We start from the raw sequence: 13,822 nt of genomic DNA, 5'->3' as shown, positions 1-13,822 counted from the left end.
GAAAAGGCATTCCCGCAGGCGACGCTTCGTGCTGCTTTGGCCCCGAAAAAATACAGAGTTAGCGGCGGCTGATTTTACTCTTCCGGTAGAATTTGTCAATTTATTACGACTTTTCCGCGCAGCCGCTTCCCCCTTACAGCCATTCTTCCGGACGCTCCGAGGCACCAGTATTTGTGCGCCTTGACAGAAGCAGGCGCCGCTACGTCCCCCCCTTTGCGAACGGGGGACAGGGGGGATTTGCCTTCGCCAGGCCATAAGACGACCAGTTGAAGTCCATGGAGCCTGCAGCATACCCGCCACTCGCGCGGAATCATTGACAGTACCGGGTAAAGCGCTTACTATCCGGACGTATACTTTGGCCGCTAAAGTCGCGGCAGGTGGGGGGTTATGGCAAGGGGAAAGGTGAAAACGGGGTACGTCTGCAGCGACTGCGGCGCGGTCTACCCGAAGTGGCAGGGGCACTGCACCGCGTGCGACGCCTGGAACACCGTCGCAGAGGTCAGGCTTGCTGAAAAGGGAGGGCGCCACGACGGCTTCGCCGGAGCGAATTCCACCGTGACACTCCTTTCCCAGACCCCGTGCGATGAGGAGGTCCGCTTCTCCAGCGGCAGCGAGGAGTTCGACCGCGTCCTCGGAGGTGGGTTCGTCCCCGGCTCCGTCCTTCTCATGGGGGGTGACCCCGGCGCCGGGAAGAGCACCATCCTCCTGCAGACCGTCTGCCACGCCGCCACCCAGCGCCCCGTGCTGTACGTCACGGGCGAGGAATCGCTGCAGCAGGTGGCGGGGCGGGCCCGGCGCCTCGCACTTCCGACCGAAAATGTGAAGATGCTAGCGGAGTGTTCCGTCGAACGGGTCCTCGATATCCTGGGAGCCGAGCGCCCCGAGGTCGTGGTCATCGACTCCATCCAGACGATGTACCTCTCCACCCTCGACAGCGCCCCCGGCGGGGTGGCCCAGGTGCGGGAATGCGCCGCCGCGCTGACACGCTTTGCAAAGGTGAACGGGGTCGTCCTCATCCTCGTGGGGCACGTCACGAAGGACCAGTCGCTGGCGGGGCCAATGACCCTGTCGCACATGGTGGACACGCAGATCATGCTCTCCTCCACCGAGGACGCCCGCTACCGCCTCATGCGCACGGTGAAGAACCGTTTCGGCGCGGTGAACGAGCTCGGCGTCTTCGCCATGACGGAGCGCGGCATGCGCGAGGTGAAAAATCCAAGCGCCATCTTCCTCTCACGCACCGAAGGGGAGGTGCCGGGAAGTCTCATATCGGTGCTGTGGGAGGGGACACGGCCTCTCCTCGTGGAAATCCAGGCGCTCGTGGTCGGGGCGCAGTTCGGTTCCCCGAGGAGACTCGGGATCGGACTCGACGGGAACCGGATCGCCATGATACTCGCGGTTCTGGCCAAGCACGGCGGGCTCGTCCTCGCCGACCAGGACGTCTTCGTGAACGTGGTGGGCGGTATCAGGGTCGTGGAAACGAGCGCCGATCTCGCCGTCGCCCTCTCTGTCGCCTCGAGCCTCAGGAACGCGGCACTCCCGCAGGACCTCCTCGTCTTCGGGGAGGTAGGGCTCTCCGGGGAGGTGCGCCCGGTGTCGAACGGAGAGGCGCGCCTGAAGGAGGCGGCAAAGCACGGCTTCACCCGGGCGGTCGTGCCGAAGGGGAACCTGCCGCGGCAGGGTGTGCCGGGACTGGAGCTCGTAGGGGTGGCGAATCTGGGGGAGGCGCTGGAGGCTATTTAGGAAAGGAAAAGGAAGGTCGGCTGCCGAAAGCGCGCCTGGCGGGCGCGGATCGGTTAAGGAGGTGAGATTTTACTTTACTAATAAGGCAAAATCCTCTTTAATACCGATTTGATCTAGGAAGGGTGGGTGTCATGAACACTGAAAAGCTTGAGTACTTCAGAGGTATCCTGCAGGAAGAGAAGCGTTCACTCCTTGAAGAGGCGGGGAAAACCGTCTCCGAAATGACCTCCGACACGACCAATTTCCCCGATCCGACGGACCGGGCGACCCAGGAGGCGGATCGGAGCTTCGAGTTGCGCATCAGGGATCGCGAGCGTAGACTCATGAATAAGATTCAAGAGGCGCTGGCGCGGATCGATGCCGGGACCTTCGGCATCTGCGAGATGTGCGAGGAAGAGATCAGCGAGGCGCGTCTGAAGGCGCGGCCGGTAACTACCTTGTGCATCAACTGCAAGATGGAGCAGGAAAAGAAAGAAAGACTGCGGTAATTCCCTTACCTTAGAGGTAATCTTCCGGAGTTTCCATGACTGCCCGGGGCGGACAGAACCTTTTAAAGGGCGCGGTAAGGATTCACGCGTCCGGCCGTCCGTATGGGGCACGGCTCGACGCATTTCTGTCGTTCCTGGTACGGACACTCCCCCTCTCCTCCGCCACGATTTACCTCCCCGACGAGCGCCGGCGCGTGCTCTCCCGTCGCTTCACCAGTTCCGCTCCCTACAGGAAAACCGGTTGCAACATTCCCTTCGACGAGGGGTGCTCCGGACGTTGCGCCGCCGCGCTGGCTCCGCAGAGCGCCGGAAAGGCGGATCTGCATGCTGACGAGCCGTGCGGCGAAGGTGACTCCCATTTCCTTGCGCTTCCCATCCGTCTCGGTGGCGAACTCCTCGCCGTCTTGTCGGTCGGTGCCACCTCGCCGCTCCCTGCCACATTAAAGAAGGCGATCGGTCCGGTCGTCCCGCTCATCGCCTCACTGGCAAGGGGGGTGCGGCGGGAGGAGGAGGACCAGGAGCGGCAGCGGCACCTCTCCCTTATCGCCGAGCTTTCCCGTCTGCAGTGCATTCCGCTGGCGCCGGGGAAATACCTGCCCAACCTCCTGAGGCTGTGCAACAGCAGAGGGCTCTCCCGCTGCGCATTCGTCCGGCTCACCGGTGGCCCGGAACGGGCGCGGCTCTTCAAGAGTTGCTCCGTGCAGATGCGCCCTCACCTCCCCGCGATTCTCGAGTCCGAGGCGCAGCTTTCCGCCGCTGCACTGGCGCAGGGGAGTCCCGTCACCGAGGAGGTGCTGGAGTCGGCTTCAGCCCCTTCGCTGTGCCTCCCGCTGCAGATAGGCGACAGGGCGCTCGGAACGCTGACACTGTGGGGAGAGCCGACGGTGCACGAGACACAGCAGAGGGAACTTGCCGAGACCGTGAGCCGGCTCGTATCGTGCGCCATGGCGGAAGCCATCAACTCGCAAAGGATCGCCAGCTTCTACTCCAGCAACGAGAAGAAGCTGAAGGAACTATCCCTCCTGTACCGGATGAGCAACACGATGCTCTCCACCATAAAGCTGAACAAGCTGATCCACCTCACACTGACCGCCCTTACCTCCGGCCCGACCCCGTTCTTCGACCGCGCCATGCTCTTTCTGGTAAACGAGCGCTCCGGCGTCCTGCAGGGGATGCTCGGCGTGACCACCGAGACCGCTCCCTCATTGGCGAGCCAGGGAAGCGAGGATATCCTCTCCAGCCGCTGGGACATCTCCGAAGAGGTGATGGCATCGCAGCAGGAGTCCGATTTCAGCAAAGAGGTACGCGGGATGCGGCTGGAGCTGAACAAGACGCTGAACGCCGCCTCGCGGGCCGTGCTGGAAAAAAAGCTCATCTATGTAGGCGACAGCGCAGAATCCACAACCGCCACCTCCTACGCGGTCGCGCCGCTTCTGGCACACGACAAAGTCGTGGGAGCAGTAAGTGTCGACAATGCCCTCACCGGTACGACCATCACCCAGGAAGATTTACGCTTTCTGCAGCTCTTTACCAACCAGGCGGGAATGGCGATCGAAAACTCGATCCTGTACAACAGGCTGGAGGACGCCAATCGTCAGCTGTGCGAGACGCAGGAGCACCTGCTGCAGAGGGAGAGGCTGGCGGCGATCGGAGAGATGGCGGCGGGTATCGCGCACGAGCTGAAGAACCCCCTCGTGGCCATCGGCGGGTTCGCCGGGAGGCTCACCAGAAAGCTCGCCAAGGACAGCGGCGCGTGGGGGGACGCGGACCTCATAGTGCGGGAAGTGATGCGGCTGGAGGCTATCCTTTCCGAGATCCTCTTCTTTTCCAAGAAGAGCGGCACCGCCTACGTGCGCTGCAACCTGAAGCAGATCATCAGGGAATCGCTGCAGGTCATCACGCCGGGTCTCATGGATAGGAAGATCACCGTGAGCACGAGGTTCTGTCGCCACCCCCTGCACCTTCAGGGGGACCCGCAGCAGCTGAAGCAGGTCTTCATCAATATCCTGGGGAACGCGCAGGACGCCATGGCAGGCGGCGGGCAGCTGAAGCTCGCCGTTACGGTGACCGAAGTCGACGGGAGCGAAGGTGTTTCGGTGAAGATATCCGACACCGGAGGAGGCATTCCAGTGGAGGCGCTGCACAGCATCTTCACCCCCTTCTACACCACAAAGGAGAAGGGGACAGGGCTGGGGCTTCCGATCGCCAACAGGATAATCATCAACCACGGCGGGAAGATACAGGTGCACAACAAACCCGGCGTCGGCGCGGATTTCACGGTTTTGTTGCCGTTGCAGCAGTAGATCTCCCTTGTCAGGCGGAATGTCTGCGGTATGAAGGGAAGCGGCTTTAAGGAAGTAGGATGGGGATGTAGCTCAGCTGGGAGAGCGATGCGTTCGCAACGCATAGGTCGAGGGTTCGAGCCCCTTCATCTCCACCAGTGTTCACGAGAGGTTAGCCGCAGAGGCTAACCTCTTCTGTTTTTCGTGGTCACCGAGTGCCACTTCGGTAACACCTGCGGCGAAGATGATGGCCGTGGGAGCCGAAGCTGGTGGTCACGGGTACGAAGCTGGTGGTTACGACGACGAAGCTCGCGGTCGCGTGCACGAAGCTTGTGGTCGCGTGCACGAAGCTTGTGGTCGCAAGGACGAAGCTTGTGGTCACAAGGACGAAGCTCGTGGTCGCAAGGACGAAGCTCGTGGTTGCAAGGACGAAGCTTGTGGTCGTGACGACGAAGCTGGTCGTGGAGGGTGCCTTCGTGGTCGAGGGTACAATGGTGCCGCGCGTAGGTCGGAGGCGTTGACCGCCCGAAAGTTGGGATTGCCCCGCTACAGCCCGAGGATCCTTCCGTGTCACTCCCTACTTCCGTGACGTCGACTGGATGACCCGCTCCTCACATCGTGACTCATTGACATGCCGACAGGGTCGGTGTTACATGTAACACAAAATGGAGGGAGCACCATGCAACCGACAAGACATCGGGTTCAAACACACAGGGAACGCCTTCGATCCGCCGGGCTCAAGCCTGTGCAGATCTGGATTCCGGACCCGCTTGCCCCTGGATTCGCGGCCGAGTGCCGAAGGCAGTCGCTGATCATTCGAAATGATCCTGCTGAGGCCCATGACATCGACCTGCTGGCCGAAATAGCGGACTGGGGTAACGAATGAAACGTGGCGAGCTCGTGGTCATCACCGCTCCCGGTGATGGGAAGCCCCGCCCGGCCCTGGTAGTCCAGACCGACCTCTTCTCTGAGCATCCAAGCGTTACCATCTGTCTCCTCACATCTCACCTGCAACAGACGCCGTTGTTCCGCTATAGCGTCGACCCATCCCCTGAGAACGGCCTTGCTACTACCTCCCAAGTTCAGATAGACAAGATCATGACCATCGCCCGGCACAAAGCGGGTCAGAGTATCGGGAACCTCACGCAAAAGCAGATGAGTGAGATCACGAGGCTTTTGGCGCTCTGGATTGGTGTCGCCGACTAATCGCTCATATCAAGGGATGCGGCAGATGCGTCAACTGCCTCCCACGACTCCTACTTCCGTGAAGTCGGCTGTATGACCCGCTCCTCTTCCATCTTTTTCATCATCTTCTTTACGTACGACTGAACGGTCTTCTGCCCCGATTGGCCGGCGAGGGTGTCGGAATCGGCGGACCAGATCGGTTTGCCGGTGGAGGTCTGATACAGCAAGGTTCCGAAGACGTCGTACTTGTTTTCTACATAATCATACGGCTGCCAGTACATGGGGCCGAAGAAGAAGGAATGCCCGCCGCTCGGGTAGAGGTCGACTTCGGATTTTCTCTCCATGAACCTGCAAACCAGCAGTCCCTCGTGTCCCAGATCCTTCGTCTTGGCCAACGCCGCCTCCTGGGAGGCCTGCTCGGGGAGCTCACTGTACCCGCGGGTGGCCCGGATCCCCCGCTTTTCCAGCTCGGCGACGAAGTCATCTGTGCACTGATGCCCGACGGGGGAATTCATCGGGAGCCCCACGACCATGACCGAGCCGATCCCTTGGCCCTTGTAACCAGGATCTTTCCACGCGTGGTTAACCGTCGTGCTGCTGCAGCCAGCTATCATTATGGCGATGACCGCCAATAGAAACCTCGCTCTCATCTGACACCTCTTTTCCTTAAAGTTCCAGCCCTTATGTTATCAAATTAAAGTGTGAATCAGCCATCGCCAACACGCCTCCATTGTCATCTTCACCCGCGTTGGTGTATAAAGGCTCCATGGTACTCGCTCCGCCACCAATCCAAAAGTCTGCTCCCAGCGCCACTCTATGAACCTTCTCCCGGCATCGTGCCTCGCCAGTTCATTCTCCGTGCTCAAGCTCTTTCTCATTCCTGTCGGGGGCGGGATCCCTGCCGGAGTTCTGCTCGCGCGCGCAGATCGGCTGCCGTGGGCGCTCACCGCAGCGCTCTACCTGGTTTCAGATGTCATCCTCGCGGTTGCCTTTGAGCCGATCCTGCGGCTTCTCGCTGAGATGTGCAGGAGAATCCACTTCCTGTCGCGCCTGAGCGTAGCGATGAAGACTGCAACTGCTCGCAGCACGGCACATTTCAGTGGCACCGGTGCCGGGCCGGTTTCGCTCCTGATGGTCGCGTTCGGTGTCGATCCCATGACGGGACGGGCCGCCGCGCTCGCCGCGGGTCACGGGTTCCTCGCCGGGTGGGCCTTCGCCATTGCCGGCGACATGCTCTACTTCGCGGTCATCGCCCTCACCACCCTTCGCCTCAATGCCTATTTTCACGATCCCGACACGGCGATGCTGATCGTTCTTGCTGCCATGTTCTTCCTCCCTGTCATCATTCGATATTTCCGGGGTACAGTCGTTCCCGTAATGGGACGTCAGTAGCTGGTCGCTGTCCCCTTTCCGCTGCCGAAACTTTTGCATTTCACCTTCCAAAGGCAAAATCCCCCCTGTCCCCCCTTCGCAAAGGGGGGAACGTTTGGCTCCTGCAGTGCTTCGTGGTGCACCCACGCTACTCCCCGGAATTCCCGGATGAACCTTCGCAAAGGGGGGAACGCTAGGTCTCGTGCTGTGCTTCGTGGAAATTCAATGATGAACCCGCGAAATGCCTGATGAAGTCCCTTTAGCGCCATTTTCTGCTTCGGACACCCATCTCCAGCATGCGCGGGTAATGGGGCGTGTTTGATACACTTTCATCAGGGGTGGAGGCCTCTGCGGGAGACGCCGAACGCCTCGAACGGGAGCCAGGAGGTGCCGGGATGAGCGGGACCAGAAAATATGATGCGATCGTTATCGGCTCGGGACAGGGGGGGACGCCGCTTTGCCAGGCGCTTGCCGAGGCGGGGCTTCGGACGGCGCTGGTGGAACGCGAGCACGTCGGCGGGACGTGCGTGAACGAAGGGTGCACGCCGAGCAAAACGATGGTCGCCAGCGGCCGGGTCGCCTACCTCGTCCGCCGCGCCGCTGCGTACGGCATCAACACGGAGGCTGCCCGCGTCAACATGGCGCGCGTGCGCAAGCGCAAGCGGGACATCGTGGAAAGCTTCCGCGGTGCAAGTGAAAGGCGGATCGAGAGCACGCCAAACCTCGACCTCATCGCCGGGGAGGCATCGTTCACCAGTCCGAAGGAGATCGTGGTCGATCCGTGGCAGGACGCGCCGCTCACGCTTTCGGCGGAGCGCTTCTTCATCAACGCGGGGTGCCGCCCCGCAGTGCCCGACTTGGAGGGGTTCCCACAGATCCCCTTTCTCGACAGCACGAGCATCATGGAACTCGATACGGTGCCGCAGCATCTTTTGGTCCTCGGGGGCGGCTATGTCGGCCTCGAGTTCGGCCAGCTCTTTCGACGCCTCGGCAGCGAAGTCACCATCATCCACTCCGGCAGCCAGCTCCTGGCGCGAGAGGATGCGGATGTCGCGCAGGCTGTGCAGGCGATCCTACAGCAGGATGGCATCCACGTGATGCTTCAGGCGAAGGCCGGGAGCGTGCAGCTGCACGGCTCAAGGGTGCACCTGATGGTCGGGGACGAGGAACAGAGCGACGTGAAAGGTTCGCATCTTCTGGTGGCGACGGGGCGCGTGCCCAATACGGACCTGCTCAATCTCCCGGCGGCGGGGGTCGCCACCGACTCCCATGGCTACATCGTGGTCAATGACAGACTGGAAACGAATGTGAAAGGGATCTACGCGCTCGGCGATATAAAGGGTGGGCCCGCCTTCACCCACATCTCGTATGACGACTTTCGGGTCATCCGCAGAAATCTTCTCGAGGGAGGCAGCGCCTCCATTGCGGGGCGGCTGGTCCCCTACACGGTGTTCATCGACCCGCAGCTCGGCCGCGTGGGGCTCACCGAAACGGAAGCCCGTGCCCACGGGCGCCGCCTCAAGGTGGCGAAGATGCCGATGTCGTATGTGGCGCGGGCACTGGAAATGGACGAGACGAGGGGATTTTTGAAGGCTGTGGTTGATGCCGAAAGCGGAGAGATCCTGGGAGCGGCGGCACTCGGGATCGATGGAGGAGAGATTGCCGCGCAGCTGCAGATAGCCATGATGGGCAGGCTCCCGTACACCGCGCTGCGCGACGCGGTCTTCAGTCACCCCAATCTCGCGGAGGCGCTGAACAACCTGTTTTATCACTTCATGGAGACGTAGGAGGGGGCGGGAAAGGGCGGACGCGTCCATCCTTTCCCGCCCTCTCGTTCTCAACGCTCTGTCACGGCTCTTTCCACGATACCGGCTGCGGTTCGTGCTTCACGAGGAGGATCGAGCAGGGGAGCTTCCGTATCAAGGCATCATCCTCGCCGCCAAAGAGCATGTGCTCCAGGCGCCCTTCCTCGTGCGCCAGAACCACCACGAGGTCTATCCCCTCACGCTCCACAATCCGCACTATCTCCTTCACGGGCTGTGTCTCTGCAAGATATTCTTTTATCGGCACCCCGTCCCTCGTTACCTGCTGTACCGCCTTCTCCAGGTCCTCCTTGTACTGCTCCCGGACCGAAAGGTAGTTGCGGTACTGCTCTCCACTGAAGAGGACGCTCGGGGCGTTCACCGCCTCCAGGTCGACCGGATTGGAGATGATGCGGATGACGCTGAGCTCCGCGCCGAAACGCTTCGCCAGCTTCACCCCCACTACGAGGGCGTCGCGGCTGTACTGGGTAAGACGGTTCACCACGAGAATGCGCTTGACGTCTAACATGGTTCTTTCCTCGCTGGCACCTCTTTGAGCGATCCGGAACGGTACTCCCTTTGCGGGATCAGATACCGCGGCGCTTCCTGCGGTGCCTCCGGTGCGCGCCGGTCCGGAGGGCGCATGATCGTTGCAATGCCGGGTCCTCCGTAAACACCTTCCGGTCCTCACCTATAGTATAGCCCTCCGGCACCTTCGTGGCATAAGCGTCGATTGTCACAGAGGAAGATGGAACCACCTTCTTCCATTGCATTGCCCCTCCTCTCCGACAGATTTGTATGGCAGTAGACTTCCTCTCTCTCGGTGTGGAGCAGGGTGATCGCGCCCAATGCCGCCTTTTTGCCGGAAACGCTCCGCTTATTCCGGCCTACATTGCTGCACGTCGTCCGAAGAGACGCAAGGGCAACCCGCGCTGGAGCGCAGGCATCTTGCCTGCGGTGGCGGCGCAGCCGACATGACGGCGCGGCTGCTTCAACGGTTTCATGTAGGCCGGGATAAGCCGCAGGCGTTCCCGGCAGACCCTGGTGATTCCCCTCCAATGCCACCTGTTTGCCGGAAACGCTCCGCTTATTCCGGCCTACATTGCCACATTTGCTTACAGCGCCTTCCCGTTTAACACCACGGTAAACCCTTTTATCCCTTCCTTGTAGCTCGTCGTCCCGTAGAACCGCAGGCGCTCTTTGCCCGGGGCCCACCTGTACTCCGGCTCAAAGGAGAGGGTGTTGCTGCTTCCTTCTGCAAGGGTTATCTCCCGCTCCACGACGACTTTATCTGCGGGTATCGCGAGGACAATCTCGTGCCTCCCCGCCGGGATCGGCACATTGTTGTAGAAGCTGTACAGCATCCCCGCCCCCACCTCGGCGTCCGCGAGGCGCCGCATTTCCGTCTCCTCCTGCCGCAAGGTTGCCGGCAGCGGCACGTCCTTGCCGTCTATCTTTAGCAGCAGCTTGTACTCCGGGGTGCCGTGAAGGTCGGGGGTGGAATGGACTCCGGGGGTGTGGGTCTTCAGGGAGGCGGTGATGCGCAGGTTGCAATACCCCTTCGAGGCCGCGGTGGCAACACCCGCCTCCTGCATGATGCCGCCGCTGCCACCCTTTACCGTCTCTGCGTTCGCGGCGACGCTGCATGTTAATGCCATCGCTATGACAAGTCCCCATGCTCCTCTTTTCATTTTCCTCCCTCCTTTGTCAGAAAAAGCTGCGACCGCCGCTGCAGAAAGGGTCCCCCCTCCCCTACCCCCTCCCGACTGGGAGGGGGCATCAGATGCCGCAGTAAAAGATGCTACCAGATAAAATCGCTCCGGCCTCCCGGGATGCTGTTACCTCTCCGCCGCGGCCCCCTTCTTCTCGAACCACCCGTACAGCGATGGAATGACCAGGAGGGTGAGGAGCGTGGAAGTCACCAGTCCTCCCACCACGACCGTTGCCAGCGGTTTCTGGATCTCGGAGCCGGTGCCGCTCGCCAGGAGCATCGGTACCAGGCTGAAGATGGCGATCGATGCGGTCATCAGGACCGGGCGCAGCCGGTCGAGGCTCCCCTTCCTGATCGCTTCCTGGAGTTCGAGCCCCTCGTCCCGCAGCTGCGAGATGCGCGACACCAGCACGAGACCGTTCAGTACCGCGACGCCGAAGAGGACGACAAAACCGACGGAAGCGGGGACGGAGAGGTACTGCCCCGATATGAAGAGGGAGAAGACCCCGCCGATGAGTGCAAAAGGAAGGTTCGATATGACCAGAAGCGCCAGTCGGATGGAGCGGAAGGTGACGTACAGGAGGAGCAGGATCACGGCGACCGCCACAGGACCGATGATCATCAGCTTCTTCATGGCGCGCTGCTGGTTTTCGAACTGGCCGCCCCAGGTGATATAGTACCCCGGCGGCAGCTTCACCTCTTTCCTGATCTTCTCCTTCGCCTCGGCGACAAAGCTCCCTATGTCGCGGCCGGTGATGTTCATCTCGATGCCGATCCGGCGCACCCCGTCCTGGCGGCTGATCTGCACCGGCCCCTCGACCATCTTCACCTCCGCCAGCTGCGCCAGCGGGACATTGCCCCCGGTCTTTGTAGCGATCATCAGGTTGTTGATCGCCTCCAGCGAGTTCCTCTTCTCCTCCGGCAGACGCACCGATATGGGGAAGCTGCGGTTCTCCTCGTACAGCTCGGAAGCCGCCTTCCCGGCAACGGCGATCTCGATGACTTTCTGCACATCGCTTATGTTCAGGCCGTACCGGGCTATCTTGCCGCGATCGATGTCGACCGTCAGGTACGGCTGCCCCGACACCTTCTCCGCGGCGAGGTCGGTTCCCCCCCGCACCGTGGACAGAACCTTCGCTATCTCGGTGGATTTCCGGCTCAGCGTCTCCATGTCATCTCCAAAGAGCTTCACGATGAGCTGCGCCCGCGTCCCGGCCACCAGCTCGTCGATACGGCATTGGATCGGCTGGCTGAAACCGAGGGTGATCCCCGCGATCGACTCCAGCGACTCGCGCATCTCGTTGGTCAGCTCCTCCTTGGAGATGTCCCGCTTCCACTCGCTCCTCGGTTTGAAGATCCCCACGTACCCGGTCTTGTCCGAGCCCCTGGTGTCCAGCGCCACCCCGGTCTGTCCCGTTCGTGAAACGATCGTGTCGAGTTCCGGAAACGCCTTCAGCTTCTCGGCGGCCCGCTGGTTCACCTCCATCGCCTTCGCGAGCGACACCCCGGGGAGCAGGGAGACGTCCATGTCGAAGGAGCCTTCGTCCATGGCGGGGATGAACTCGGTCCCCAGGCGCGTCAGAAGGAAGATGGAGCTGACCAGCAGAATCCCGGCGACGCCGAGGACCGCCCCTCTCCTCCCCATGGCGTATTCCAGAAGAGGCAAATACGCCTTCGTCGCTTCCCTCATGATCGCGCTTTCCTTCTCCGGCTGCGGCTTCAGGAAGAGGAGGCAAAGAACCGGGATCACGAATATGGAGAGGAAGAGGGAGGCCACCAGAGCGATGGCGACCGTGATCGCCAGCGGCCCGAACATCTTCCCCTCGATCCCCTCCAGGGAGAGGATGGGGATAAAGGTGAGGGCGATGATGAGCTCGCCGAAGATGCTCGGCTTCCTCACCTCCATGACGGCCCGGAGCACGGTGGCGAGTTTGGTGCGGTCTCCTCCCTCTTCGCTCAGGTGCCGCTGGACGTTTTCCACCTGGATAATGGTGGTGTCGATGATCATGCCGATGGAGATGGCGAGCCCCCCCAGCGACATGAGGTTCGCGCTGATCCCGGTGAGCTTCATGACGATGAAGGTCGCCAGGAGCGACAGGGGGAGGGCGATAAGGACCACCATGCTCCCCCTGATGCTGTTCAGGAGGAGGTAGAGGACGATGAGCACGAGGATGGACCCCTCGATGAGCGCCTTGTTCACCGTGGAGACGCTTTCCTTCACGATGTCGCTTCTGTCGTAGTAGGGGACGATCTTTATCCCGTCGGGGAGGACGTTGTTCTCGTTGATCTCCCGCACCTTTTCTGCGACCCGGCGCACGACCTCGCGGCTGTTTTCGCCGCGCAGCATCATGACGATCCCGCCGACGCACTCGTCCTTGCCGTTCTTCATGGCGGCACCCATGCGCACCGCCTCCCCGACCTTCACGGTGGCAACGTCACGGAGATACGTCGGTGTCCCCCCCGGAGACTTAAGGACGATTCGCTCGATGTCGGAGACGTCCTTGATGAGCCCGACGCCGCGAACGATGTACTGGTCGGTGCCGCGCTCCAGCAGGTTGCCGCCGACGTTCTCGTTGTTGCTGCCGATCGCCTCGTAGACGTCGTCCACCGTCGTGCCGTACTTCAGGAGCTTCTCCGGCGAGACGAGGACCTGGTACTCCTTGAAGTACCCGCCGTAGGAGTTGATCTCGTTCACACCCGCCACGCTTTTCAGCTGCGGGGTCACTATCCACTCCTGGATCGTCCGCAGGTTCGTGAGATAGGTGGTCTTTTGCTGCGGGTCCTGCGGCATCTTCCCTTCGAGGGTGTACTGGTAGATCTCCCCCATGGCGGTGCCGATCGGCCCCATGGCGACCTCCACCCCCTTCGGGACCTTCTCCCGGGCCTCGGCAAGGCGCTCGAAGACGAGCTGGCGCGCGAAGTAGATGTCCACGTCATCCTTGAAGACGATGGTGACGATGGAGAGGCCGAACTTGGTGACGGAGCGCATCTGCTCGATCCCCGGCAGTCCGCGCATCGCCATCTCGATGGGGTAGGTAACGTTCCTCTCGATCTCTATTGCCGAGAGGCCGTCGGCATGGCTCACCACCTCCACCTGGATGTTCGTCACATCGGGAAAGGCGTCGATGGGGAGCTTGATGTAGGAGTAGGCTCCGAAAATGACGATCAGCAGGGCGAGGAAGAGGATCATCCCCTTCTGCCGCAAGGTATAAGCGATGACCCTTTCCAGCACCGTTACCT

12 protein-coding genes and 1 tRNA gene are annotated in these 13,822 nt (G+C 61.5%); 9 read left to right on the top strand and 4 right to left on the bottom strand.

The features are described 5' to 3' along the window. The first annotated feature begins 387 nt into the window (after window positions 1-387). The 7 genes from radA to LPW11_RS08570 all read left to right on the top strand — a co-directional run bounded on the left by radA (window position 388) and on the right by LPW11_RS08570 (window position 5,719). The gene (gene radA, locus LPW11_RS08595; RefSeq protein ID WP_230997713.1) at window positions 388-1,743 is read left to right on the top strand and encodes a DNA repair protein RadA; all 1,356 of its coding nucleotides are present in this window, start codon (window positions 388-390) and stop codon (window positions 1,741-1,743) included. Window positions 1,744-1,874: 131 nt separating this feature from the next. Next, complete coding sequence (dksA, locus tag LPW11_RS08590) at window positions 1,875-2,231, top strand: RNA polymerase-binding protein DksA (protein ID WP_230997712.1); 357 nt, start codon at window positions 1,875-1,877, stop codon at window positions 2,229-2,231. A 35-nt stretch (window positions 2,232-2,266) separates the two neighbouring features. Further along, on the top strand, window positions 2,267-4,534 hold the full coding sequence (locus LPW11_RS08585) for an ATP-binding protein (RefSeq protein ID WP_230997711.1): 2,268 nt from the start codon (window positions 2,267-2,269) through the stop codon (window positions 4,532-4,534). Window positions 4,535-4,595: 61 nt separating this feature from the next. After that, a tRNA-Ala gene (locus LPW11_RS08580) sits at window positions 4,596-4,671 on the top strand. A 216-nt stretch (window positions 4,672-4,887) separates the two neighbouring features. Next, window positions 4,888-5,034: a hypothetical protein gene (locus tag LPW11_RS08575; RefSeq protein WP_230997710.1), complete on the top strand. Its 147-nt coding sequence runs from the start codon at window positions 4,888-4,890 to the stop codon at window positions 5,032-5,034. Between the two features lie 110 nt (window positions 5,035-5,144). Beyond that, window positions 5,145-5,399 (top strand): antitoxin MazE family protein, encoded by a 255-nt coding sequence (locus tag LPW11_RS22500; RefSeq protein WP_442899808.1) that lies wholly within the window; start codon window positions 5,145-5,147, stop codon window positions 5,397-5,399. Next, window positions 5,396-5,719 (top strand): type II toxin-antitoxin system PemK/MazF family toxin, encoded by a 324-nt coding sequence (locus LPW11_RS08570; RefSeq protein WP_230997709.1) that lies wholly within the window; start codon window positions 5,396-5,398, stop codon window positions 5,717-5,719. Before LPW11_RS22500 ends, LPW11_RS08570 begins: the two co-directional genes overlap by 4 nt. A 50-nt stretch (window positions 5,720-5,769) precedes the next feature. Here LPW11_RS08570 and LPW11_RS08565 read toward each other — a convergent pair whose 3' ends face one another. Next, window positions 5,770-6,348: a hypothetical protein gene (locus LPW11_RS08565; RefSeq protein WP_230997708.1), complete on the bottom strand. Its 579-nt coding sequence runs from the start codon at window positions 6,346-6,348 to the stop codon at window positions 5,770-5,772. A gap of 166 nt (window positions 6,349-6,514) precedes the next feature. Here LPW11_RS08565 and LPW11_RS08560 point away from each other — a divergent pair, with 166 nt between their 5' ends. Both LPW11_RS08560 and LPW11_RS08555 read left to right on the top strand, forming a co-directional pair. Then, window positions 6,515-7,090, top strand: coding sequence for a hypothetical protein (locus tag LPW11_RS08560; RefSeq protein ID WP_230997707.1), 576 nt, complete (start codon window positions 6,515-6,517; stop codon window positions 7,088-7,090). Window positions 7,091-7,464: 374 nt separating this feature from the next. After that, window positions 7,465-8,856, top strand: coding sequence for a mercuric reductase (locus LPW11_RS08555; protein WP_230997706.1), 1,392 nt, complete (start codon window positions 7,465-7,467; stop codon window positions 8,854-8,856). A 61-nt stretch (window positions 8,857-8,917) separates the two neighbouring features. Here LPW11_RS08555 and LPW11_RS08550 read toward each other — a convergent pair whose 3' ends face one another. From LPW11_RS08550 to LPW11_RS08540, 3 genes are all read right to left on the bottom strand, one after another. Further along, a complete protein-coding gene (locus LPW11_RS08550) occupies window positions 8,918-9,400 on the bottom strand; it encodes a universal stress protein (RefSeq protein WP_230997705.1) in 483 nt (160 codons plus the stop codon). Between the two features lie 586 nt (window positions 9,401-9,986). Continuing rightward, window positions 9,987-10,562 (bottom strand): hypothetical protein, encoded by a 576-nt coding sequence (locus LPW11_RS08545; protein ID WP_230997704.1) that lies wholly within the window; start codon window positions 10,560-10,562, stop codon window positions 9,987-9,989. Window positions 10,563-10,709: 147 nt separating this feature from the next. Continuing rightward, window positions 10,710-13,814, bottom strand: coding sequence for an efflux RND transporter permease subunit (locus LPW11_RS08540; RefSeq protein WP_230998264.1), 3,105 nt, complete (start codon window positions 13,812-13,814; stop codon window positions 10,710-10,712). Between the last annotated feature and the right edge of the window lie 8 nt (window positions 13,815-13,822).

Source organism: Geomonas sp. RF6, from assembly GCF_021044625.1.
In the GTDB taxonomy this organism is placed as follows: Bacteria; Desulfobacterota; Desulfuromonadia; order Geobacterales; family Geobacteraceae; genus RF6.
Note: the sequence above shows the minus strand (reverse complement) of the source record. Positions and strands in the feature narration are given on the sequence as shown.

Bases quoted from the DNA above. Each gene is read 5' to 3' on its own strand.
- LPW11_RS08560 (WP_230997707.1), top strand. From the start codon at position 6,515: ATGAACCTTCTCCCGGCATCGTGCCTCGCCAGTTCATTCTCCGTGCTC.
- radA (WP_230997713.1), top strand. From the start codon at position 388: ATGGCAAGGGGAAAGGTGAAAACGGGGTACGTCTGCAGCGACTGCGGC.
- LPW11_RS22500 (WP_442899808.1), top strand. From the start codon at position 5,145: ATGCCGACAGGGTCGGTGTTACATGTAACACAAAATGGAGGGAGCACC.
- LPW11_RS08545 (WP_230997704.1), bottom strand. From the start codon at position 10,562: ATGAAAAGAGGAGCATGGGGACTTGTCATAGCGATGGCATTAACATGC.
- LPW11_RS08555 (WP_230997706.1), top strand. From the start codon at position 7,465: ATGAGCGGGACCAGAAAATATGATGCGATCGTTATCGGCTCGGGACAG.
- LPW11_RS08585 (WP_230997711.1), top strand. From the start codon at position 2,267: ATGACTGCCCGGGGCGGACAGAACCTTTTAAAGGGCGCGGTAAGGATT.
- dksA (WP_230997712.1), top strand. From the start codon at position 1,875: ATGAACACTGAAAAGCTTGAGTACTTCAGAGGTATCCTGCAGGAAGAG.
- LPW11_RS08565 (WP_230997708.1), bottom strand. From the start codon at position 6,348: ATGAGAGCGAGGTTTCTATTGGCGGTCATCGCCATAATGATAGCTGGC.
- LPW11_RS08550 (WP_230997705.1), bottom strand. From the start codon at position 9,400: ATGTTAGACGTCAAGCGCATTCTCGTGGTGAACCGTCTTACCCAGTAC.
- LPW11_RS08570 (WP_230997709.1), top strand. From the start codon at position 5,396: ATGAAACGTGGCGAGCTCGTGGTCATCACCGCTCCCGGTGATGGGAAG.